This is a genomic window from Tateyamaria pelophila (genome assembly GCF_019966495.1).
GTDB lineage: Bacteria > Pseudomonadota > Alphaproteobacteria > Rhodobacterales > Rhodobacteraceae > Tateyamaria > Tateyamaria pelophila.
This window is the reverse complement of record NZ_JAIMIA010000067.1, coordinates 1-20,986: the sequence shown is the minus strand read 5'-3', so window position 1 is coordinate 20,986 and position 20,986 is coordinate 1. Positions and strand designations below refer to the sequence as shown.

General features: G+C 57.5%; 20 protein-coding genes and 2 pseudogenes. 10 read left to right on the top strand and 12 right to left on the bottom strand.

From position 1 onward, the window contains the following. Both LC354_RS17985 and LC354_RS17980 read left to right on the top strand, forming a co-directional pair. A complete protein-coding gene (locus tag LC354_RS17985; RefSeq protein WP_223426453.1) occupies positions 1-276 on the top strand; it encodes a YciI family protein in 276 nt (91 codons plus the stop codon). Then, positions 273-692: an EVE domain-containing protein gene (locus LC354_RS17980; protein WP_223426451.1), complete on the top strand. Its 420-nt coding sequence runs from the start codon at positions 273-275 to the stop codon at positions 690-692. The genes LC354_RS17985 and LC354_RS17980 overlap by 4 nt, the downstream gene beginning before the upstream one ends. 469 nt (positions 693-1,161) lie before the next feature. Here LC354_RS17980 and LC354_RS17975 read toward each other — a convergent pair whose 3' ends face one another. From LC354_RS17975 to LC354_RS17960, 4 genes are all read right to left on the bottom strand, one after another. Then, the gene (locus LC354_RS17975; RefSeq protein ID WP_223426450.1) at positions 1,162-1,503 is read right to left on the bottom strand and encodes a DUF2853 family protein; all 342 of its coding nucleotides are present in this window, start codon (positions 1,501-1,503) and stop codon (positions 1,162-1,164) included. Between the two features lie 128 nt (positions 1,504-1,631). Next, entirely contained in the window at positions 1,632-2,345 is a 714-nt protein-coding gene (locus tag LC354_RS17970; RefSeq protein WP_223426448.1) for an extensin-like domain-containing protein, read from the bottom strand. After that, entirely contained in the window at positions 2,346-3,035 is a 690-nt protein-coding gene (locus LC354_RS17965) for a nitroreductase family protein (RefSeq protein ID WP_223426447.1), read from the bottom strand. Positions 3,036-3,439: 404 nt separating this feature from the next. After that, entirely contained in the window at positions 3,440-4,195 is a 756-nt protein-coding gene (locus tag LC354_RS17960; RefSeq protein ID WP_223426445.1) for an SDR family oxidoreductase, read from the bottom strand. 188 nt (positions 4,196-4,383) lie between these two features. On the opposite strand from LC354_RS17960, the gene LC354_RS17955 reads away from it, so the two are divergent. After that, positions 4,384-5,418, top strand: a complete 1,035-nt coding sequence (locus LC354_RS17955; RefSeq protein WP_223426443.1) for an L-idonate 5-dehydrogenase — start codon at positions 4,384-4,386, stop codon at positions 5,416-5,418. A gap of 79 nt (positions 5,419-5,497) precedes the next feature. Here the strand turns inward: LC354_RS17955 and LC354_RS17950 are convergent, their stop codons facing one another. The 3 genes from LC354_RS17950 to puuE are packed head-to-tail and all read right to left on the bottom strand — an operon-like array spanning position 5,498 to position 8,878. After that, complete coding sequence (locus tag LC354_RS17950; protein ID WP_223426441.1) at positions 5,498-6,928, bottom strand: nucleobase:cation symporter-2 family protein; 1,431 nt, start codon at positions 6,926-6,928, stop codon at positions 5,498-5,500. Between the two features lie 52 nt (positions 6,929-6,980). Then, positions 6,981-7,469: an ureidoglycolate lyase gene (locus LC354_RS17945; protein WP_223426439.1), complete on the bottom strand. Its 489-nt coding sequence runs from the start codon at positions 7,467-7,469 to the stop codon at positions 6,981-6,983. Then, positions 7,466-8,878: an allantoinase PuuE gene (gene puuE, locus LC354_RS17940; protein WP_223426438.1), complete on the bottom strand. Its 1,413-nt coding sequence runs from the start codon at positions 8,876-8,878 to the stop codon at positions 7,466-7,468. The genes LC354_RS17945 and puuE overlap by 4 nt, the downstream gene beginning before the upstream one ends. Positions 8,879-9,027: 149 nt before the next feature. Between puuE and uraH the strand changes: the two genes are divergently transcribed. Further along, on the top strand, positions 9,028-9,381 hold the full coding sequence (uraH, locus tag LC354_RS17935; protein WP_223426431.1) for a hydroxyisourate hydrolase: 354 nt from the start codon (positions 9,028-9,030) through the stop codon (positions 9,379-9,381). On the opposite strand, the gene LC354_RS17930 is transcribed toward uraH, so the two are convergent. Next, positions 9,366-10,298, bottom strand: a complete 933-nt coding sequence (locus LC354_RS17930; protein WP_223426424.1) for a LysR family transcriptional regulator — start codon at positions 10,296-10,298, stop codon at positions 9,366-9,368. The genes uraH and LC354_RS17930 overlap by 16 nt on opposite strands. Positions 10,299-10,397: 99 nt before the next feature. On the opposite strand from LC354_RS17930, the gene LC354_RS17925 reads away from it, so the two are divergent. Next, a complete protein-coding gene (locus tag LC354_RS17925; RefSeq protein ID WP_223426465.1) occupies positions 10,398-11,633 on the top strand; it encodes a urate hydroxylase PuuD in 1,236 nt (411 codons plus the stop codon). A 96-nt stretch (positions 11,634-11,729) separates the two neighbouring features. Here the strand turns inward: LC354_RS17925 and LC354_RS17920 are convergent, their stop codons facing one another. From LC354_RS17920 to LC354_RS17905, 4 genes are read right to left on the bottom strand one after another with little or no spacing between them, the layout of a single operon-like run. Then, the gene (locus LC354_RS17920; RefSeq protein ID WP_223426422.1) at positions 11,730-12,860 is read right to left on the bottom strand and encodes a cellulase family glycosylhydrolase; all 1,131 of its coding nucleotides are present in this window, start codon (positions 12,858-12,860) and stop codon (positions 11,730-11,732) included. Positions 12,861-12,897: 37 nt separating this feature from the next. Further along, positions 12,898-14,172 carry an extracellular solute-binding protein gene (locus LC354_RS17915; protein ID WP_223426421.1) on the bottom strand — a complete coding sequence of 425 codons (1,275 nt, stop codon included), beginning with the start codon at positions 14,170-14,172 and terminating at the stop codon, positions 12,898-12,900. Positions 14,173-14,193: 21 nt separating this feature from the next. Further along, positions 14,194-15,027: a carbohydrate ABC transporter permease gene (locus LC354_RS17910; RefSeq protein ID WP_223426419.1), complete on the bottom strand. Its 834-nt coding sequence runs from the start codon at positions 15,025-15,027 to the stop codon at positions 14,194-14,196. Continuing rightward, positions 15,027-16,109, bottom strand: a complete 1,083-nt coding sequence (locus LC354_RS17905; protein ID WP_223426417.1) for a carbohydrate ABC transporter permease — start codon at positions 16,107-16,109, stop codon at positions 15,027-15,029. Before LC354_RS17905 ends, LC354_RS17910 begins: the two co-directional genes overlap by 1 nt. A 91-nt stretch (positions 16,110-16,200) precedes the next feature. Here LC354_RS17905 and LC354_RS17900 point away from each other — a divergent pair, with 91 nt between their 5' ends. The 5 genes and pseudogenes from LC354_RS17900 to LC354_RS17880 form a co-directional block, all read left to right on the top strand. Further along, the gene (locus LC354_RS17900; RefSeq protein ID WP_223426416.1) at positions 16,201-17,223 is read left to right on the top strand and encodes a LacI family DNA-binding transcriptional regulator; all 1,023 of its coding nucleotides are present in this window, start codon (positions 16,201-16,203) and stop codon (positions 17,221-17,223) included. A 393-nt stretch (positions 17,224-17,616) separates the two neighbouring features. Further along, the gene (locus LC354_RS17895) at positions 17,617-18,165 is read left to right on the top strand and encodes a DUF3987 domain-containing protein (RefSeq protein ID WP_223426464.1); all 549 of its coding nucleotides are present in this window, start codon (positions 17,617-17,619) and stop codon (positions 18,163-18,165) included. 474 nt (positions 18,166-18,639) lie between these two features. Beyond that, positions 18,640-18,960 carry a DNA-packaging protein gene (locus LC354_RS17890; protein ID WP_223426462.1) on the top strand — a complete coding sequence of 107 codons (321 nt, stop codon included), beginning with the start codon at positions 18,640-18,642 and terminating at the stop codon, positions 18,958-18,960. Positions 18,961-18,997: 37 nt separating this feature from the next. After that, positions 18,998-20,058, top strand: a pseudogene (locus tag LC354_RS17885) (IS110 family transposase). Positions 20,059-20,402: 344 nt separating this feature from the next. After that, positions 20,403-20,948, top strand: a pseudogene (locus LC354_RS17880) (transposase); the annotation flags it as partial. Positions 20,949-20,986: the final 38 nt, after the last annotated feature.

The window sequence follows — 20,986 nt, the reverse complement described above, 5'->3', positions numbered from 1 at the left end:
ATGCTCTATGCGTTGATGGCCTGGGACAATGCGGTTGCTTTGAATGTGCGGATGGAAAATCGGCCTGCGCATTTGGCGTATCTCGAAAGCACGGGCGTCGTGCGTCAGGCGGGTCCTTTCATTGACGCCGACGGCAACCCTTGCGGATCACTGATCGTGCTTGAGGTCGAGGATATGGCGGCGGCGCAAACGTGGGCCGACAATGATCCCTATGCCAAGGCGGGACTGTTTCGTGAGGTGCAGATCAGCGGGTGGAAGCAGGTGATCGGCGGATGAACCACTGGTTGTTCAAATCCGAACCATCGACTTGGGGCTGGTCCGATCAGGTGGCCAAAGGGGACGCAGGCGAAGAATGGGATGGCGTGCGGAACTACCAGGCGCGCAATTTCATGCGGGAGATGTCGGTGGGGGACAGAGGGTTCTTCTACCATTCTCAGGCTGAAAAGGCCGTTGTCGGTATCGTCGAGGTGATTGCCGAGGCACACCCTGACAGCACCACGGACGACGACCGTTGGGAGTGTGTGGACATCAAGGCCATCGAACCGGTCAAGACCCCGGTCACGCTCGAAATGGTCAAGGCGGACCCGCGCCTGTCCGAAATGGCATTGATCCGCAACTCACGTTTGTCGGTGCAACCGGTCACGGATGAGCAATGGCGTATCGTTTGCGAGATGGCCGGGGTACTGCCCTAACTTTACCACGCCGAAATGCCCCGACCTTTCTGGGCGCAGAGATGACGCGCCGTGGCTTTGGACCGGGCAGTATGCATGGCTTGGGCAAACGGTTGGTATCAGGTTTCCGCGCTGGCCTGTTCGTGGCGATCGCCTGACTGGCGACATTCGATGATTTTGCGGACGAACCATGTTGACCAACGTTGATCAGCGGGCGCTGTGCCACATTTGGGTGCGCCGCGACCTGTCCTGAGGCTTTTCAACGAAAAAAGGGTTCTGACCCAGAAGGAGCAGAACCCTTTCTCACCCACTTGCGCACTCCCAAGAGCCACCGCACCGTATGAAAAATTTCGGGTCCGACCTTCTGATCTGACAACTCCTTGATACCCAGATGACGTGGAAAACTCAACCAAGCAATGCGTATCATTCGATCCAAAACAGCAAGACCTGCTTAACCAGCGGGTGTTGCAAACAGCGCGTGACGCATGGTCTATCCGTAGACGGACTCTTTGCCGAAATGCTTGGTCAGCATATAGTAGACGACGACGCGATATTTGTTGCGTTCTGATTTGCCATACACCTCGACGGCTTTGTTGATGCCATCCATCAGGTCCGGGCCATCCGGCAGCCCCAGTTTCTTGATCAGGAAATTGTTCTTGACCGTTTCAAGTTCGTGTTCCTGACTGGCGGCGACTGTTGCAGCGTCCGCATTGTAAATCGCCGGGCCGCAGCCGATGGTCACCTTGGTCAGTAAATCCATATCAGGTGTCGTGCCGCATTTGTTTTTGAGATCATCCGCATATTGCGCGATCAGGTCGTCCCGTTTGCCCATATTTTCTCTCCCACCATTTGAGTGCGCCGAAGCGCAAGGCACTACGAAAGTGTGTGCATACGTTAACGGCAAACGCTTTTGCGACAAATCTTTTTCCGGATGAGCCGTTTGGGCTCAGGCGCAGCCTGTCAGCGACATAGGCCCCACCCGGTGTGTTGCAGGTGGAAATGATCGGCATGCAGGCGATTATAGTCGGGCCCGAGCGTCAGTCGAAACCATTTGCAGGCAGAATTTCGCAGATCGCGGAAGAACGGCGCGCGGGTGTCGGCGGCGGGCCAACCGGTGATCAGGTTCAGCCTGCGTCCGTCGGCCAGTGTCACGCCGCTTATGTCAATCGCATCGGCGGTGGCATGGGTGCTGATGCGGCCTGAAGTACCACCCGTCGTGCGCATTTGGCGGCAACTGTAGCTGGCCGCATGATGAATTTGCCGAACGTCAGTCCCGAAATGGGTTTGGGCCGCAGGAACAATTCCGTGCCTGTACCACATGGCCAACCGTAATGCCGTCTGGCATCGTGTCTCGACTGGGCGCAGCGTGGCATCGCCGACGCCGCGCAGCAATACCCGGTCTGATATCCCGCATTGCGGAGACGTGGTGAGGTCGTCCATGCCCTCAAAGGTGGCACCCGTTGCCAAAGCCGCTCGACAGTCCGCGCCACTGGAAAGGGCCCGTCGTAATTTGACTGTGGTCAGCGACGTCACCGGATCGGACACCGCCAGTGGCTTTGCCGGGTTCCATGCGTCGGGGAGCGGCGTTTCTGTCGCATAGATCAAGACAAATGCTCCGGCTCCGGCCATCAAAGCCAGCGTCAGGAGCGCATAAAGCAGCGAGACGATCCGCATTTAGCGCAGGGTCAGAATTTCAGCCAATGGCTTTTTGATCTTGGCCACCGCCGGAATGGTTGCGTTCTCGGCGGGATGTCCGACCGTGATGATCATGGTCGCCTTTTCGCTGTCTGGTCTGTCCAGCAGATCACCAAGGAACTTCATGGGGTTGGGCGTGTGGGTGAGCGTTGCCAACCCGGCCATATGCAGCGCCGTCAACAACATGCCCGTGGCGATTCCAACGCTTTCGGGCACGTAGTAGTTCTTGTAGCGTGTGCCATCATCGAACATGCCATAGCGCTGGGCAAAGACGACGATCAGCCACGGTGCATCCTCCAGATGAGGCTTGTGAGCATTGGTGCCAATCGGTTCGAGCGCCTTGATCCACTCGTCACTGGCCCCGCCGGCATAGAATTTGCGTTCTTCTTCTTCGGCGGCATCGCGGATCTGTTTCTTGATATCAGGATCGCGGATCGCCACGAAATGCCAAGGCTGATGATTTGCCCCCGAGGGCGCTGTCCCGGCTGCGGCGACGCAGGCTTCGATCACCTCTCGGGCAACCGGTTGGGTTGTGTAGTCGCGCACCGTGTGCCGTTTGCCCATCATGTCGCGGTAAGCCTGCGCACGGGTGAGCATTTCGGCGTCATCCAGGTGCTGCCGGTCGGGCAAAGGCAATTGCGTGTATTCAAGTTGGTCTTTGGAAAACATCAAACGGGTCCCGGATCTCAGTCGCTGCGTATTCGTGCCCGCAGCAAGACCGCGGCCCGCATCCATGTAGCGCGGAAAACAGCAGACCGATAGATATTCTGTCAGGATTGATCCGTCGACGGGTCAGACAGGCGAGACGTCGTTGACGTTCGACTATGCCGAATAGTGGGCGGAAACCGACATTGGCCCTCAATTCCGGAAAATGGATCTTGCCGATCATGGCGCCGTCGGGCGACCGGCAATGGACCCCAACCGCGGCAGAGGTCCAGATGCGTCCAGCCCGTTCGGCTCGACATCGTCATTTCCGATAATGCGGAGATTACTCTGGTGTTCAGGTTCACGCGGTGGACGCGGCACGCCAGACGCTCGCAGCCCGAAAAGCAGCGGAAAGGGACTGCTCTGCATCACAGCGACGCCGTGATACCTCCATCGACATAGAGAATATGCCCGTTTACGAAACTCGATGCTTTCGAGGACAGGAACACACAGGCGCCAACCAACTCATCCACGTTGCCCCAACGGCCTGCGGGCGTGCGTTTTTCCAGCCATGCCGAAAATTCCGGATCAGCCACCAGCGCGGCGTTCAGGGGCGTGTCAAAGTATCCCGGCGCGATCGCGTTGCATTGCAGCCCGTGTTTGGCCCAGTCTGTCGCCATGCCCTTGGTCAGGTTTCCCACGGCCCCTTTGGTCGCCGTGTAGGGCGCAATGCCGGGTCGGGCGAGGGCGGTTTGCACGCTGGCGATGTTGATGATCTTGCCAGCGCCGCGGCCGATCATATGGCGTGCGACGGCTTGCCCCACGTGGAAAACGCTTGCTACATTTGTCTGCAACAGCTTTTCAAAGGCATCGGCCGGGAAATTTTCAAGTTCGGTCCGATGCTGCATGCCTGCGTTATTGACCAGAATGTCAATCGGGCCTTGGTCCGCTTCATACCCGTCAACTGCGGTACGTACGGCGTCGTGATCGGTGGCATCAAAGGGCAGGGTCTGCGCGCCATTCCCCAAGGTTGCGGCGGCCTGCGCCAGCTTGGCCTTGTCCCGGCCGTTCAAGACAACGTTTGCGCCTGCATCGATCAGGCCCTGCGCCAAGGCATAACCGATGCCCTGAGACGACCCGGTGATCAGGGCCGTCTTTCCGGCCAATGAGAATAAGTCAGACATGGTCCCTCCTTTGCGTTCCGTTACCGGCAATGTGATGGCGTTCCAGAAACCGCCGATACATGTTACCGGTAACAACTCTTGTCAAGTCAGGACCTCGCCATGCCATTGCCAATCGTTCTACAATCCGGGTGAACTTCGTATCCCGACCAGGCCCATCGCGCCTTACCTCTTCAGATCAAGGACTGAACATGAAAGCCATCGTTGCCCACGCCGCTAAAGACCTGCGCCTCGAACATCGTGACCGCCCCGATGCCGGACCCGGTCAGGTTTTGATCCGCATGCAAGCCGGTGGCATTTGTGGATCGGACCTGCACTACTACCAACATGGCGGGTTTGGCACCGTGAGGCTGAAAGAACCGATGATCCTTGGCCATGAGGTTTCGGGCATTGTCGACGCCCTCGGTGAAGGCGTTTCTGAATTGCGGGCGGGCCAACTGGTTGCGGTGTCGCCTTCGCGCCCTTGCAACGCGTGTGAATACTGCGCCTCGGGCAAGCAAAACCACTGTCTGAACATGCGGTTTTACGGCTCGGCCATGCCATTCCCGCACATTCAAGGTGCGTTTCAGGAATGGCTGGTTGCTGATGTCGCGCAGTGCGCCGTCGCCGATGGCCTAACTTCCGCTGAGGCAGCGATGGCAGAACCGTTGTCGGTTGTCCTGCATGCGGCGCGCACTGCCGGGGATCTTTTGGGCAAACGCGTGCTTGTCACCGGATGCGGGCCGATTGGGTTGCTTGCGGTTCTGGTTGCGCGTGCGGCGGGTGCGGCACAGATCGTTGCGACGGACATTCAGGATTTCACTACGGACATGGCGCTGAAGGTCGGTGCGGACGCGGTGCACAACGTGGCCAGCGATCCGTCAGCGCTTGATACCTATGCTGCTGGAAAGGGGCATTTTGACGTGCTCTTTGAATGCACCGGCGTTGCTGCGGTTGTGGCTTCCACTGTTCCGGCCCTTCGCCCCGGTGCCACGATGATGCAGCTGGGTTTGGGCGGTGACATGATGTTGCCGGTTCAAGCCATGACCGCAAAGGAACTGGTGTTCAAAGGATCGTTCCGGTTTCACGCGGAATTCTTTGCGGCGGTCGATCTGATGCGTCAGGGCCGTTTGGACGTGAAGCCGCTGGTGACGCACAGCGTGCCGCTGGAAAATATGCAGGCGGCCTTTGACCTTGCGTCCGATCGGAGCCAGGCGGTCAAGGTGCAACTGGACTTTGTGTCCTGAACTTGCGCTGCTGTGTACGACCAAAAAAAAGGGCCCGGTTCAGACGACCGAGCCCTTTGGTGTTTTGCGTCGAGGCGCTTTACCCTTTCAATGACCCCTTGCCGTGGCCCGACAAACCGCCCGAGACTTCTTCGGTTGCCTCACCTGTCAGCTCCTCTGGCAACATGAGGTTCAGCACGATTGCGATGACAGCCGCAGGCAAAAGACCAGAGGTCATCAGGATTCGAATGGTGTCAGGCAGATACTGAACCGCTTTGGGGTCCAGTTGCAAACCAAGCCCGACCGACAGGGCAATCGCAAAGATCACCATGTTGCGGCGGTTCCAGTTCACGTCTGACAGCATCGAAATGCCTGCTGCCACAACCATACCGAACATCACGATCACGCCACCGCCCAGCACTTCGATCGGGATGGTGCGGATGACCGCACCAACCTTGGGGATCATGCCACATATGATGAGGAAAATGGCACCGATGGTCACCACGTGGCGGCTCATCACCCCGGTCATTGCAATCAGACCCACGTTCTGGCTGAACGATGTGTTCGGGAAACCGCCAAAGATACCGGCAACGGCCGAGCCAAAACCGTCGGCATATGTCGCGCCTACGATCTCTTTGTCTGTCGCTTCGCGGCCAGCGCCACCTTTGGTAATGCCCGAAACGTCACCAACGGTCTCAACCGCAGAGACGAAGGCCATCATGCAGAAACCGATGATTGCCGCGATGCTGATTTCAAACCCATATTTGAACGGAACCGGAAAGGCGATGGGTGCCGCGCGGCTCCAGCTGGTCGAGATGCCTTCGATCGTCACCATGCCCATCATCATGGCATAGAAATATCCGACGATGATGCCGATCACGACAGCGGACACGGCCAACATGCCTTTGGCGTAGAACTTGAGAGCGAGTGTCACAAAAATCACGACCAGAGCGGCAGACCAGTTCAGCAAACTACCGTATTCGGGCTGATTGATCGCAGGGACGCCGCCGGCAGCGTACTGGATACCGACTTTGACCAGCGCCAGACCGATCATCGTGACGACAAGCCCGGTGACCAAAGGCGGCAAGGCAAAGCGGATCTTGCCGATGAATGTCGCGATGAATGTGTGGAAAAGGCCCCCGATGATGACACCACCAAAGAGCGCGGGAAGCGCCTCGACACCTTTGCCGGCAACCAGTGGAATCATGATCGGAATAAAGGCAAAGCTGGTGCCTTGGACAATCGGCAGCCGCGCGCCGATGGGTCCGAAGCCGATGGTCTGGAATAGTGTCGCGATACCGGCAAACAGCATCGACATCTGGATCAGGTAGGTCATATCCGGGAAGCCCTGCGCGCCCGCGTCAGACCCAAATCCGAAACCTGCGGCCCCGGCAATGATGATCGCGGGCGTTACGTTTGACACGAACATCGCCAGCACGTGCTGGATTCCCAGTGGAATGGCGCGATGAAGCGCTGGTGTGTAGTTCGGATCTCGGAGCTGTTCCGGTGTCCCGATTGATGTATCGGCCATTGTTGGGTCCCTTCGTTGCGTAGCCTGAGCCAGCCCCGTGCCGGCAGCGTTATTATGCCTGTTCGACCATGTACGGGGTGTCGAACCAGTGTTCTTCCAAATTTGCGCCGACCCCGATGCGATCGACCACTGCGAACAATCCGGGCTCTGACAGGGGCGTCAACACGCCATGCCATGTGCCGCGATGAAAATTGATCACTTGTCCCGGATGGGCAAAAAATGCCCGTGGTGCGCCGGGAGTGCCTCTTTCATCGGCAGCGACAATCACCAGAAACCCGTGTTCCGACATCGGGATAAATGTTTGTGAGCCGACCGGGTGACGCTCGACCATATGCAATTCAAGCGGCAGCGACCGCGGTTCGGCCTTGAAAAGGCTGATACCGGCCCGGCCATCCGAAAAGTCCAGCGTGGCCCGATCATGGTAGCGACCGCACAGGCCCTGGTTGATGATTTTGTCCGGATCGCCAGTCGTGTCTATCACGTCGCCAAAAGGCGCAAATGCGGCTGAAGTGATCTCCTCTATGAGGATCGTTTGGCTCATGCGCCAAATTTCTCTTCCAGACGCAACTCGGCGATGCGTTCGACCTGACGGCAGGCTTCGTCGAATTCCGTGGCGCGGTCATTGTCGATGCGGCGTTTGAAGGCATCCATGATCGAGGCTTTGGTGTGATCGCGTACGGCGATGATGAAGGGGAAGCCGTGCCGTTCCACATATTGCGTGTTGAGGTTCTGAAACGTCGTGCGTTCTTCGTCGGTCAGCATGTCCAGGCCGGCCCCGGCCTGTTCGGACGTGCTCTCGGCGGTCAGTTTGCCGGCGGCGGCGAGCTTACCCGCCAGGTCAGGGTGTGCTGTCAGAACGCCAAGGCGCGCGGCTTCGGGAGCCGTCCGAAAAATGCGCGCCAAGGCCTGATGGATGCCCTTTGCGGTGTCGTGGCTTGGTCCAAGCTCCAGCGCGTGGGCCCCTTCCGCAATCCAGGGGCTGTGCTCGAAAATACCGCCGAATTCGGAAACAAAATCGACGCGTTGCATGTCTGATGGGCGTGTCATCTGCTTGGCCGGATGCTCTTTGGCCCAATGCTGCGCGATCTCAAGCCGGGTGGCAAACCACACACCCTCATGCGATTTCATGTGCTCGATCACGCGGCGCAGGGCGGCGGCGCGACCGGGGCGGCCGATCAAGCGACAGTGCAACCCGATGGACAGCATCTTGGGCGCGCCCGCTTCCCCTTCCTCGTACAGCATGTCAAAGCTGTCCTTCAGATAGCTTTCGAACTGGTCGCCGTTGGTAAAGCCCGCCTGAATGGCAAAGCGCATATCGTTGCAGTCCATCGTGTAGGGCACGATCAGCTGATCACGGTCCCCGAATTGCATCCAGTAGGGCAGATCATCGGCATAGCTGTCCGCGACATAGGCGAACTGACCTGTTTCGGCGGCAAGGCGGACGGTGTTGTTGGAGCAGCGGCCCGTGTACCAGCCGCGCGGTGCGGCTCCGGTAATTTCGGTATGCAGACGAATGGCTTCGGCAATCTGCGCCCGTTCTTCGTCCTCGCTCATGTCCTTGTGTTCGATCCATTTCAGGCCGTGACTGGCAATTTCCCAGCCGGATGCCTTCATGGCCGCAACCTGTTCCGGTGCGCGGGCAAGGGCCGTGGCCACGCCGTAAACAGTAATGGGCAAATCGCTCAGCATGCGGTGCACGCGCCAAAAACCGGCACGCGATCCGTATTCATAGAGCGTTTCCATGTTCCAATGGCGCTGCCCCGGCCAAGGCTGCGCACCGGTGATCTCGGACAAGAATGCCTCTGAGGCGGCATCGCCGTGCAGGATGTTGTTTTCGCCACCCTCTTCGTAGTTCAAAACGATCTGAACGGCGATTTTGGCATTGCCGGGCCAATTGGCGGCGGGCGGTTTCGCCCCGTATCCGGTCATATCGCGTGGGTAACGGTTCACAAGCAGAGTTCCCTTCGAATTTGAGCCTATCTAATACAAAACAATCGAATTCTTTTTCAAAAAAAACACGAAAGACTATATTTTAGTGGGGCTTTGCTGAAATGCTGAGCATCTGACTATATGCACCTATCCATTATCGGAGGCGACCCATGGCCGGATATTTGACAACCCATGTACTTGATACGGCGCGCGGCTGTCCTGCCAGCGGTTTGAAGATCGAACTGTTCAGGATTGATGGCGACAATCGTACGCATCTCAAGACTCTGACCACCAATGACGATGGTCGTACGGACGAACAGATTTTGCCAGCAGATGCATTCGAGATCGGCACATACGAGCTTGTCTTCCATGCTGGCAGCTATCTCGATGCGACGAACGTCCCCCCGGAAGCGCCTCGTTTTCTGGACGTGATCCCCTTGCGGTTCGGCATGTCGGAGGCGTCGCATTATCACGTGCCGCTTTTGCTTTCGCCATTCGGCTATTCAACCTATCGCGGCAGCTGAGCCTGCATTGAGCTGTTGCGCACAGCATCGCCAATCCGCTCGATGACGAATTCCATGAACAGGCGCGTCTTGGGATCCTGTCGTTTGCGATGTGTAAACAAACACGCCATCTGGATCGGCTCCGGCGGTGTCTGCGTGGCCACCGGGATCAATCGACCCTCTGCGATATGATCTGACACTTCAAACACGGGCTTCATCGCGATCCCGTGGCCGGCAAGCGCCCAGTCGGTCAGTACGTCCCCATCATCGGACTCGTATCGCCCCGCAACACGAAACCTTTTTGTGCCGTCAGGCGTGACAAGTGGCCATTGAAATTCAGGCGCACCCGGAAAGCGCAAATTCAGACACTCGTGTTTGTCCGCGATCACGTCGTCACCAGAGGCAGGATTGCCATGCGCGGCAATGTATTCAGGCGCGGCGCACAGCACGCGCGTGACATCCGCGATCTTGCGGATGCGCAGGTTGCTGTCTTCGGGTTGACCGAGGAAGAATGCCAGATCAAGGCCTTCGGTCGTCAGATCAACCTTGCGGTCCGTGAGGCGCAAGCGCACTTTCACTTCGGGATACTCTGCCAGAAACTCTGGCACCAGCGGCGCGATCAGGCGTCGGCCGACGCCCAGCGGCGCGGCGACGAACAACGATCCTTTGGGATTGTCCGTGATGTTCACAACCTGCGCTTCGGCGTTTTCAACGGATTCCAGCACCTCGCAAGCGCCGCCATAAAAGGCTTTGCCTTGCTCTGTCGGCGTCAAACTACGCGTCGTGCGCTGGAACAAGCGGACGCTCAGGTGCTCTTCGAGTTGAGAGATCCGCGAAGACGTGACAGCCGGAGATATCCGCAAATCCCGCCCGGCCGCAGACATGCTGCCTAATTCATAGACACGAACAAAGGTACGGATGTTTTCGAGATAGGACATTGTTCGGTTTTTTTTGATGCTGCTTGATATTTTATGACAATACCAGAACAATCAGAGGCCGCCTAGTGTGTCCGAAATGTGAATCCAAGGAGGGTGATGATGTATGATTTGGCTGTGATGTGGGACTGGGTCGCGTTCTCTGTCCGCTGGTTGCATGTCATCACCGCGATGGCGTGGATCGGCGCGTCGTTCTTTTTCATCGCTCTGGATCTGGGTCTGAAAAAAGCACCCAACATGCCTGCGGGCGCGTCGGGTGAAGAATGGCAAGTGCATGGCGGCGGATTTTACCACATCCAGAAGTACATGGTGGCGCCCGAAAACATGCCCGAACACCTGATCTGGCACAAATGGCAAAGTTACATCACCTGGGTATCGGGTGCGGCGCTGTTGATGATCGTTTACTGGGTCGGCGGAGAGTTGTTCCTGCTGGATCCCACCAAGGCAGATCTGTCGCTGTGGCAGGGCATCCTGATTTCCGGTGGCTCATTGACGATCGGCTGGCTGGCCTATGACTACATGTGCAAATCCAAGTTGAGCGATCATCCTACGACTTTGATGTTGCTGTTGTTCGTCATCCTTGTCGCGATGTCCTGGGGCTATAATCAGATATTCACAGGCCGCGCAGCGCTCCTGCACCTTGGGGCGTTTACCGCGACGATCATGACGGCGAACGTGTTCTTTCAGATCATGCCGAACCAAAGGATCGTGGTTGCGGATCTCAAGGCCGGGCGGACGCCGGATGCCAAATACGGCAAGATCGCAAAGGTCCGGTCCACCCATAACAATTATCTGACCTTGCCGGTCGTGTTCCTGATGCTCTCCAACCATTATCCGCTGGCGTTTGGCACGGAATATGCGTGGATCATCGCCAGTCTGATTTTCCTGACGGGCGTCACGATCCGGCACTATTTCAATACGCTGCATGCGACAGGCAGTGGTCCGCATTGGACATGGGGCGTGACTGTGTTGCTCATGATTGCGATTGCCTGGCTGTCATCTGTCCGCCCGACCGAGACGTGGGAGGAAGCCGAGGCGCGCCCGCTGACCCCCTACGAGCAAAAATTTGCGTCCGCCGCCAGTTTTGATGATGCCTATGACGTCGTGATCAGCAACTGCTCCATGTGCCATGCCCGCGAGCCGGTTTGGGGCAACATGAAATGGGCACCGAATGGAGTCCATTTGGAAACGCCCGGTGATGTCGCACAACATGCCAGCCAGATCTATATTCAGGCCGGCGTCAGCCACGCCATGCCACCCCCCAACGCGATTCAGATGGATCAGGAGGCCCGCGAAACCCTGATTGCCTGGGTCCGGGAAGTCCGTTCCGGCGAGTGAGCCACGTCAGGGAAACGCGCGCGCTCAACGGTTTGGTGGCCATTATCTGGCGAAGCTTGCGGCCTCACGAAAATGGCAAATCCCAGCCGCGCTGCATCAGCTTGCTGTCCGGTCATGGGTGCGCGCGTCGCCTCGGGTCAGCCTGCGGATCGTATCAATTTCGCGTTGGTCATAGGGCGTTCCATCTTCATGTAGCAGGTCATGGAACCAGATATCACGGTTCGCGTCGCCGCCATGCGCCCGCACGAGTTCGTCCGGCCAGGGCAGCCAGGTTTGCGTCCGTCCCTTGACCAGCCCCCATTGGAAACATCCGACCAGGCGATCGTGAAACAATTCCAGCTGATCGCTGATCCGACTGTCAACGGCCCGAGCCATCCATTCGGTACACAGGATCGGACGATCCAGCACTTTGAGAAAATCGATGAACTGTGACACGCGCGCGCGGTTCCAATAGGCGTGAAACGTAATGATGTCGGACTGTAACAACGCACTGCGGTCGATTTCAGTCTGGTAGGGGTGGCTGTTGTCCCCCGGCAGGGGCGTTGTCCACGCGGCGACAGTCAGGGGTTGGGTCGGGTTTTCGGCCCGGGCCCAGTCAAAGCAGCTTTCCATCAGGGACAGCGCGCCCTTTTCAAGCTCTGAGGCGTAGTGCCCATAGGCATCCTGTGTGAAATTCATCCGGTTACCGGGTTCGTTGTAAAGATCCCAGAACAGGATACGCGGGTCGTCGCGGAAATGGCGCACGATCGCGCGCACATAGTGTTGCAGATCGTCGCGCCGCTCGGGATCCAGGACAATGGCCCGGCCCGGAGAAGCAACGGCCCGACTGTTGTGAATGCCCGGAACCGGCTCGGGCTGCGGGCCCCAGACGGGTTCATCTCCGCCAAAGCCACAATCGTCGAACAGGCACGGAATGGTGTCGATGCAGAGTTCATGGGCAATCGCCATCAACTGATCAAGGCGGTCCATCGTCCCTTGAGGGTCATTCAGCCACCCCAGAAAGTGCAAATTCACCCGAATTGCATTGAACCCGATCTCAGCGGCCCAGCCCAGTTCGCGGGCGATGGTGGGTGGGTCAAAACTGTCGGGATGCCACATCTCGATGAAGTTGACGGCCGTGGAGGGCAGAAAGTTAAATCCACAAACCCACGGGCGGCCTTGCCACCAGTCTTTGGCTTGTGCGGTGGTCCAACGGTCCATCGGGGTATCCACTTCGTAAGTCGTCATGCCGCCCCGCCGGTTGTTGGGAGGGGCGGCGGTTTGCTCAGCGGTCCAGCAGGTCCTGAACTTCAAGCTCTGCATCGGCAAGCGCGTCACCAACGGCCTTGTCGGTCAACCAGATCGCCTGCAATTCGCGGTTCAGAACATCCTGAATGGCGCCGTACCGTTCGGATGGTGGCGTATCGCGCGCAATATCAGCGGTGCCGGTGTATTCATCGCGGTGCGGCAGCGCCTGATACGCATCGCTTTCCACCACGGACGTCCGGACAGACATGTGGCCCGTGCGCGCCCAGTCGATGTTGTGGTCGTTGATAAAGGCCAGAACCTTCAATGCGGCGGCTCGGTTCTCGCCCTCGATCGACGCGGGAATGGCCCACATGTGACTGTCAGCCCAGGTCGCGCCCGTTTCAAACAACGTCGGAAAATCCGCCACGTAGTAGCTATCAAGACCGACCTCTTCCTTGGCGGCTTCTGCGGTGTAGAAATCAACGACCCATGTACCGTTGACCAGAATACCAGCCTCGCCGTTCAGAAACGCTTGCTGGCTGTCGGCATAGTTCAGCTGCGGATTTGCCAGCCCGGCATCGAACAGCTGAGTGATCGCCGTGACCGCATTCTGACCGGCTTCGGTGTTGATCGTGGCGGTGCCGTCCTCTGTAAAGATATTGGCGTTTTGCTGCCACATCAGCGCCAGGACGACGCGCACACCGATCGGGAACTGTGCAAAGTCCGCAGCGAGGTAGTCCTGACCGGTCGCGTCCTTGAACTGTTGGGCTTGGGCCAAGAGCTCTTCGGGGGAAGACGGCAGCACTGGCTTGCCGTCTTCGACCAGACCCGCCTGTGCCATCAGGTCCATGTTGACGTGCCAGAGGTTGGCATGAAAATCCATCGGTACCCCATAGATACCGCCGTTGAAGCTGACGGCATCCAACGCGGCGGGTGACCAGTCGGAGGGGTCAATGCCGGCTGCTTCCAGTTCGCCGGAAATCTCGGCAACCGCTCCGAGGCCTGCGAATTCCGGAACGCGGTGGCGGTGCATGACGTGCACGTCCGGCGGTGTTCCACCTGCGTAGGCCGCTTTGATCTGATCGTAGTAGTTGCCCCAGTCGGTGGGCAGCGTGTTGATGCTGATCCCGTCAAGCTCGGCATCTGCCGCGTTGATGATCGACTGGATGATACACGCCTCGCCCGAGGACGTGGTGGTATCCGTACCCGCGTCTTCGCACGCGCCAAAAAACCGGCCCAGCGTGATCTCTTGTGCGGGTGCCGTTGTGGCGACCCCTGCGGCCATGGCCGCGCCTAGAAGCATATGTTTCATAGTTTCCTCCCTGAATGTGCGTTAGCCCTTGGATCCGCCAACAGTCATGGCTTGCACCACGTACCGCTGGAAAATCAGAAACAGAATGACAACCGGAAGCGAGGCGATGACGCCCGAAGCCATGACACGGCCCAGCCCTTCTGATTGCGCGAAATTGGATTGAATGGACGCAAGACCCAAAGTGATCGTGAAATACTCCCGCTGCTGCGCGGAAACGAGCGGCCAGAGGTAGTCGTTCCAGGCGTAAAGGAACGTCAGGATCGCCAGTGTCATCATCGCAGGCCGCGCGAGCGGCAGCATGACGTACCAGAAGATCCTGAGCCATGTGACGCCGTCCAGGCGCGCTGCTTCTTCGATGTCTTTGGGGATCGCCCGAAAGAACTGCATCATCAGAAACACGCCGATCGGCACCGCCATGCGCGGCAGGATCAACGCGTGGTAGCTGTTGTGCCAGCCAAAATCGGCGAACATCGTATAAAGAGGAATGAACACCGCCTGCTCTGGCACCATCAATCCGATCAGGCACATCACCATGATCGTGCGCTTGAACGGAAACTCCATGCGCGCCAGCACATAGCCTGCGGTCGTGGAGACAAAAAGCACACCCAGGGTCATTCCGACGGCCACGATGACAGAGTTGAGGAACCACCAGGGCGTCTGGCCAAAGGAGAAGAGAGCGGCGTAGTTGTCCCACGTGAACGGCAGCGGGATCAGGCCAAAGAACGTAGAAGACGTCGTGCGCGCCAATACCTCGTTGGGTTGAAAGGACAGCGATACCATCCAGAGCGTCGGAACCAGCCAAATGAATGCCGGGATCGAAAGGCCGAGGACAAGCCAGTAGGAGCTGCGGTTCATCAGTCTTTCTCCCGTCCGACAACAAACTGGATGATCGAAAATGATCCCATGATGAGGAACAGGAACACCGCCATCGCACTTGCACGGCCCAACTCGCTGTCGCGGAACCCGGTCTGATAGATGTAGCGTACCAACACCTGCGTCGCGTCGTTCGGCCCGCCTTGGGTCATCAAATGCGGCTGCCCGAACACCTGAAAATGCAGAATGATTTGCAGGATCACAACAACAGAGATCGTCCGGGTGAGGTTGGGCAAGGTAATGTACCAGAACGCTCTGACCCCTTTCGCATTATCAAGTACAGCGGCTTCGTAGATGTCTTGAGAGATGTCCTGAAGGCCTGCCAGAAACAGGATCATCGCAATTCCGAGCGACCACCAGACAGTGGCAATGACGATCGCGGCCATGGCGAATTGCTGATCGGTCAGCCAATTGATCGGCGTACCGCCGAATGTCTCTGTGATATTGGCGATAAGACCTTGCCGCGGCGAGAACATGATCTGCCAGATCAGGGTCACAACCGTAACCGACAGCACTTGGCTGATGAAAAAGAGGGTTCGCAAAATACTCATCGCGCGGGTTTCGCGATTCAGGGCTGCGGCAAGCAACAGCGCTGAAATCGTCACACCCGGAACGGCGAAGGCCACAAAGGTCAGTGTGTTTCCAACTGTCGGCCAGAACCGCCGATCATACCAACGCCCTCCTTCGCCGGGATGAAAACCGGGGAGGAAAACCAAGAGCGCTGACACGATTGCAAGGGCAATCGCATTAAAGCGGCTCAGGCGGTTCATCCGGCGAAGGAAGACGGAAAGGCCAAGTCCAATGAGGCCCAGGGCCTGCCAGACCGGCGCATTGAAGAGCGACCACGTGATGTTCTTTCCCCACATTACGCGTTCGTAATTTCGAATACCGACGAACTCCTTGGCGTCGGGGTTGAACGCGACGGCCAGCAGGTTCCAATCGTGCAGACTGATCCAGATGCCTCGGAAAAACGGGTAGATCAGAAACAAGGCATAGGTGGCGAGGAATGGCGCGAGCATCAGCCATGCAGCTTGCGTTTGAGTCAGTCTTGATCGCGAAGCCATCTCACATCCCCCTCCCGAAGCGTGTTGATTCTGCTTGTGCTAATATTATTAGCAATATTTATTAGCGTTAGGCAAGAGGTTTGAGATTTCGGTGAAAACCCCCAAGGAAAATAACCCGTCCCGGGTCACGATGAAGGATGTGGCGCTCCATGCCGGGGTGTCTCAATCGACCGTTTCTTTTGTCTTGAATGGGCTCGAAGACATGCGCATCAGCCGTGAGACACGAAAACGCGTCAAAGAAGCGGTTGACGCCCTGGGCTACCGAGCCCGTGGCGCAGGCCGCCCCCCAAAGTCGGCGGGACTGGGTGTAATCGGGTTGATGCTTGATGAAATCGCGACCAGCCCCTTTGCGGCAATCTCCATCGAAGGCGTTCAGGAAGAGGCGTGGAAAAACAATATCATCGTCGAAGTTGTCATGACGGGTGGCGACAAACAATATGAGGCCGAAGTTCTGAAGAAATGGGCCCATGACGGGGTCATCGGCGTTATCTACAGTTCCATCCTGACGCGTGAAGCCAAACCGCCCGATGCCCTGGGCCGACATCGCGCCGTGATGCTGAATTGTTACGATCATGCTGGCAAATACGCGTCGGTCGTTCCCGCAGAACGGCGTGGTGGCGAAGAGGCGACGAAAGTTCTGCTCGCCGCCGGACATCGGCGCATTGCCTTTATCACCGGAGAAAGCTGGATGGAGGCGTCGGACCAGCGCATGGAGGGATACGAAAGGGCGCTTCGCGCGGCGCGTATCCCTGTCGATCCGTCGCTCATCGCCGAAGGCAACTTTTTGCCCAGCGGTGGGCGCGAGGCGACCTTGCAACTCATGTCCGGCAAATCACGCCCTGATGCCATTTTTTGCGCCAATGATCTGATGGCGGTCGGGTGCTATGAAGCTCTCAAAGAGCTTGGCGAGAAAATCGGGGAAACCATTGCCGTTATGGGATACGACGATCAGGAGATTGCCCAACATCTGTCACCGGGCCTGACGACGGTTTTGTTGCCACACCGCGAAATGGGCCAATGGTGTGTCAAAGAGTTGCTCAAGCCAGAAGTCACACAATCGATTGATCGTTTGGAATGTCCGGTTGTCGTGAGGCAATCCCATATAACCCGATAGCAGGTGGTGCGTACTATAGCACTATGTCCCACAACCCCGCGAACGCAGACGGGAGCCCGAAGGTTCAGAAAATCTGCGCGGCTGTTGCTCGGCTTCCAATTAAGCTTCGCAAGAACGGAACATCTGTGAAAACCGCATAGCGAAGTTCATTCTTCCGCCATGCAGCACGTGTCCATCCCAGACGTAACTTGTTTACAGCTCAGCTTGAGCCCGCCAAGTTTGAACAGGTGTTTCTAAAGACACCGGGAGCCTTGAAAACGGTTGGAGAAGCAATGAGCGATGTATCCGCTATTGGGCTAACCCGCACCGGTGCCATCGCGCCGCCCCACCACGACCCAGGATGCCGGGATCGCGCAACAGGCTATGGAACGCTTGCGGGCCTTCTAGCCATCCATTGACGAGAAGGGCGAGCAGCGTCCGTTTTTTCTGCACTTAAACCCTCAGGCCCAAGATGCTCTGCAAGCCTTTTGTGAGCAATGTCGGGAATGGAAGACTTACGCCGCTGGCTTGATGAAAAGTCACATTGGCAAGATGCCAGGAATGGCGGTTCGTGTCGCAACAGTCTTGGCCTTGCTGGACTATGCAATTGACGCAGCCCCAAAAGTCACCGCCATCGGTGCGGATCATCTGGGCCGCGCCTGTCACTATGTAGGTGAGCATCTACGGAAGCACGCCCACCGTGCCTACGGGGCCGCATCCATGCCCGCAGAGGTGCGCGCTGCCAGCCGTATAGGCGAAATCATCATGGCCGAGGGTCTGCGCCAAATCAGCACCCGCGAAATACAGCGCCGGGGATTGGTTGGCCTTCAGTCTGCCAAAGAAATCGGTCCGGCTTTTGCCGTGCTTCGGGACGCAGGCTGGATCGCCCCAATCAACCAATCAGGGCAGGGACGCCCCGCCAAGCTGTTTGCGGTCAATCCCCGGTTGGAGGGCGTGAAATGAGCCGTTGGTTAGCCTTGGCTGAAAGAGCCTCCGAAAATACGCAGACACCACCTGACAATATGACAAAATCCCCTCACCTCGGCCGGAGGATGCGTTTTGTCAGGTATTGTCTAATTGTCAGAAGGGAGAAGGGAGTAAGCGTCCTGCGCCCAAGCCCAACGCAAAGGCGGATGATATGCGGCACGGATTTGCTGTGGGCGACATGCATTCCCTAAGATGTGGACGAGAAAGATAGTGTCACTGGCGGACCGGCGCAGGCTTTAGGAATGAGAAAAGCACGGCCCGGACGGTCGGCGTTGGAACGGCATCACCAAGCAATGGGAGCAGCCCAAGTGACCACAGAAAATTCGGTTACAAATGCAACTACCGTAACTATACCTCCAATCAGAACGAGGCAGTAAAACGACGACGGATCAAGGCAACACAGACCGAAGCCCAGACGGGACATTCTCGCATGGAAACGCCTTTTGGAAGCTGCGTACCGCCCATGGCAGAACATCGCTATTTGAGACCAACGACGATTTGTGTCGGGCCTGCGTGTCCTACTTCGATTGGGCGACGGAAAACCCGCTACAAGAGGACCGGGTGTTTTCCCATCAGGGCGAGCAGACGCATGAATCCGTGTCGCTGTTGCGGGCCTTTACGCTTTCGGGGCTGTGGTTGCATCTGGGCATTACGGAAAAAACCTGGCGGGCGTGGCGCAGGGATCGCCCGGACCTGAAAGAGGTCATCACAAAGGCAGAAGCGGATGAAGTGGATGGCTCCTGCTCCGCCCGGCGTCGCAATGCGCCATAATGCAGGTGTGAAAATCTGCTTTTGAGAGAGCCACCCAATGCACGTAAAAACCATAGGACTGGATCTGGCCAAGGAGGTTTTCCAGGTTCATGGAGTTTCTGTGACAGGCGACAAGGTCTTCAACAAGAAGATCAAACGCGCAAAACTGTTAGAGTTCTTTGAGGGCCTACCGCCTTGTGTGGTCGGTATGGAAGCCTGCGGTTCGGCCCATCATTGGGGCCGTGAACTTCGCAATTTAGGGCACGATGTCCGCTTGATGCCAGCAACTTACGTCAAGCCATATGTCAATCGCGGAAAGACCGACGCAGTGGATGCAGAGGCAATCTGCGAAGCGGTTGGCCGCCCGACGATGAGATTTGTTGAGATCAAGACGGAAGACCAACAAGCTCTTTTGACCGCCCACCGCACGCGCGAACTCATCGTCCGCCAGAGAACCCAGGTCTCAAACATGATACGAGGGATGCTGCGTGAGTTTGTCTATGTTCTCCCAACCGGGGTTGAGGCTGTGGTCCGCTTTTCCAAAAGCCACCTGGAAGGTGATCAACCCAAAATTCCCGAACTGGCGAACGGGGTTCTCGGCACCCTGTGTTATCAACTCCTTGGGCTCAGCGCCTGAATTGAAGGCTTTTCCAAGTTGATCGAGAGCCATGCTCGGCGAGATGCCAACACACGCCGACTGATGCAGGTGCGCCCTCTGGGCAGATTGCTACACAATCGCCTGCCGGGCAATGGGAGATTGGCCCGATTACGGCGTCAGCCATCGTGGCGACCATCGGCGACGCCAAACAGTTCAAAACCGGACGAGATCTGGCCGCTTGGCTGGGCTTAACCCCGCTCAACAAGTTCAGTGGCGGCAAAGAGAGGCTTGGGCGGATTACCAAGAAAGGTGATCACTACCTCAGGAAACTCCTTATCGTTGGCATGAAATTGCCCGTATTGATGGCAAAACGCCATCCCGAGAAAGTCGATATCTGGACCGCGAGGATGCTCGCCGGCAAGCCGGTTCGGCTTGTGACGGTTGCCATGGCGAACAAAACGGCGCGCGTGATCCGGGCAATGTTGACGAGACAGGAGAATTACCGGCAGCCGGTCACCTGATCGGGAAACCTGCCCGAAATGCAAGTCGCGTGATGCGAAGATGCGGGACAAAGTCAACCAAAAGCAAGGACACTAAGGGAATGACGTTGGCCCCGAAGGCCGTGAAGCCGACAGGAACCTCGCTTGCGGAAATCATCCACTGCCCGGCAGGCTATTGCGAAGCAATGTCCCGAGAGGGAAGACCAATGGCAGATCACCACATGAACAGGCCGGACAGACGACTGTGCTGACTAACCGCCGCAATAAACGTCAAGAATGTCTTGCAATGCAGGAGCCATCCACAGAGGACATTCGCCAGCAAAAAATCGAAGGAGCAGCGGTAGGCCTGTTGAACGCCAGCATTATCGCCCATGATTTGGCTCTGGCTGGTGGACCGCAACATCAAACCCCACATTCCAGTGCTCGACAAAGCAGGTCGAACAGACGGCACATGGTCCCGCATCGACTTTGAATGGGATCCCGAGAACAACCAATACATCTGCCCGGAAGACAAACCGCTCAAGCAGTTCCGGCGCAACTACTCAGACCCAAATCGAGGCCCTGACGGCACAGGCGTCGCCAAGTATCGCGCATTGAAGCTGACCTGTCAGGCCTGCCCGTCGAAAGCAAAATGCTGCCCCAACGCTGACTTCCGATCCATCACCCGCGAAGAACATGAAGATGCCCGACAGGTTGCCCGCGATATTGCCAAAACCAAGCAATATGCAATCTCGATGCGGTTGCGAAAGAAAGTCGAAATGCTCTTTGTCCACTTGAAACGCATTCTCGGCTTGGGACGGCTCCGATTACACGGACCCTGCGGTGCAAATGACGAATTCCTCCTCGCTGCAACCGCCCAAAAACCTCCGCAAAAGGCTTATCCCCTTTGTTCCGGCAAGACTACATGTTGAGGCGACAGAGCTGATGATTGTGGCTTGAGGCGCGGATC

Bases quoted from the DNA above. Each gene is read 5' to 3' on its own strand.
- LC354_RS17910 (WP_223426419.1), bottom strand. From the start codon at position 15,027: ATGAACCGCAGCTCCTACTGGCTTGTCCTCGGCCTTTCGATCCCGGCA.
- LC354_RS17905 (WP_223426417.1), bottom strand. From the start codon at position 16,109: ATGGCTTCGCGATCAAGACTGACTCAAACGCAAGCTGCATGGCTGATG.
- LC354_RS17955 (WP_223426443.1), top strand. From the start codon at position 4,384: ATGAAAGCCATCGTTGCCCACGCCGCTAAAGACCTGCGCCTCGAACAT.
- LC354_RS17950 (WP_223426441.1), bottom strand. From the start codon at position 6,928: ATGGCCGATACATCAATCGGGACACCGGAACAGCTCCGAGATCCGAAC.
- LC354_RS17965 (WP_223426447.1), bottom strand. From the start codon at position 3,035: ATGTTTTCCAAAGACCAACTTGAATACACGCAATTGCCTTTGCCCGAC.
- LC354_RS17960 (WP_223426445.1), bottom strand. From the start codon at position 4,195: ATGTCTGACTTATTCTCATTGGCCGGAAAGACGGCCCTGATCACCGGG.
- LC354_RS17915 (WP_223426421.1), bottom strand. From the start codon at position 14,172: ATGAAACATATGCTTCTAGGCGCGGCCATGGCCGCAGGGGTCGCCACA.
- LC354_RS17920 (WP_223426422.1), bottom strand. From the start codon at position 12,860: ATGACGACTTACGAAGTGGATACCCCGATGGACCGTTGGACCACCGCA.
- LC354_RS17925 (WP_223426465.1), top strand. From the start codon at position 10,398: ATGTATGATTTGGCTGTGATGTGGGACTGGGTCGCGTTCTCTGTCCGC.
- LC354_RS17945 (WP_223426439.1), bottom strand. From the start codon at position 7,469: ATGAGCCAAACGATCCTCATAGAGGAGATCACTTCAGCCGCATTTGCG.
- LC354_RS17930 (WP_223426424.1), bottom strand. From the start codon at position 10,298: ATGTCCTATCTCGAAAACATCCGTACCTTTGTTCGTGTCTATGAATTA.
- uraH (WP_223426431.1), top strand. From the start codon at position 9,028: ATGGCCGGATATTTGACAACCCATGTACTTGATACGGCGCGCGGCTGT.
- LC354_RS17980 (WP_223426451.1), top strand. From the start codon at position 273: ATGAACCACTGGTTGTTCAAATCCGAACCATCGACTTGGGGCTGGTCC.
- LC354_RS17985 (WP_223426453.1), top strand. From the start codon at position 1: ATGCTCTATGCGTTGATGGCCTGGGACAATGCGGTTGCTTTGAATGTG.
- LC354_RS17975 (WP_223426450.1), bottom strand. From the start codon at position 1,503: ATGGGCAAACGGGACGACCTGATCGCGCAATATGCGGATGATCTCAAA.
- LC354_RS17970 (WP_223426448.1), bottom strand. From the start codon at position 2,345: ATGCGGATCGTCTCGCTGCTTTATGCGCTCCTGACGCTGGCTTTGATG.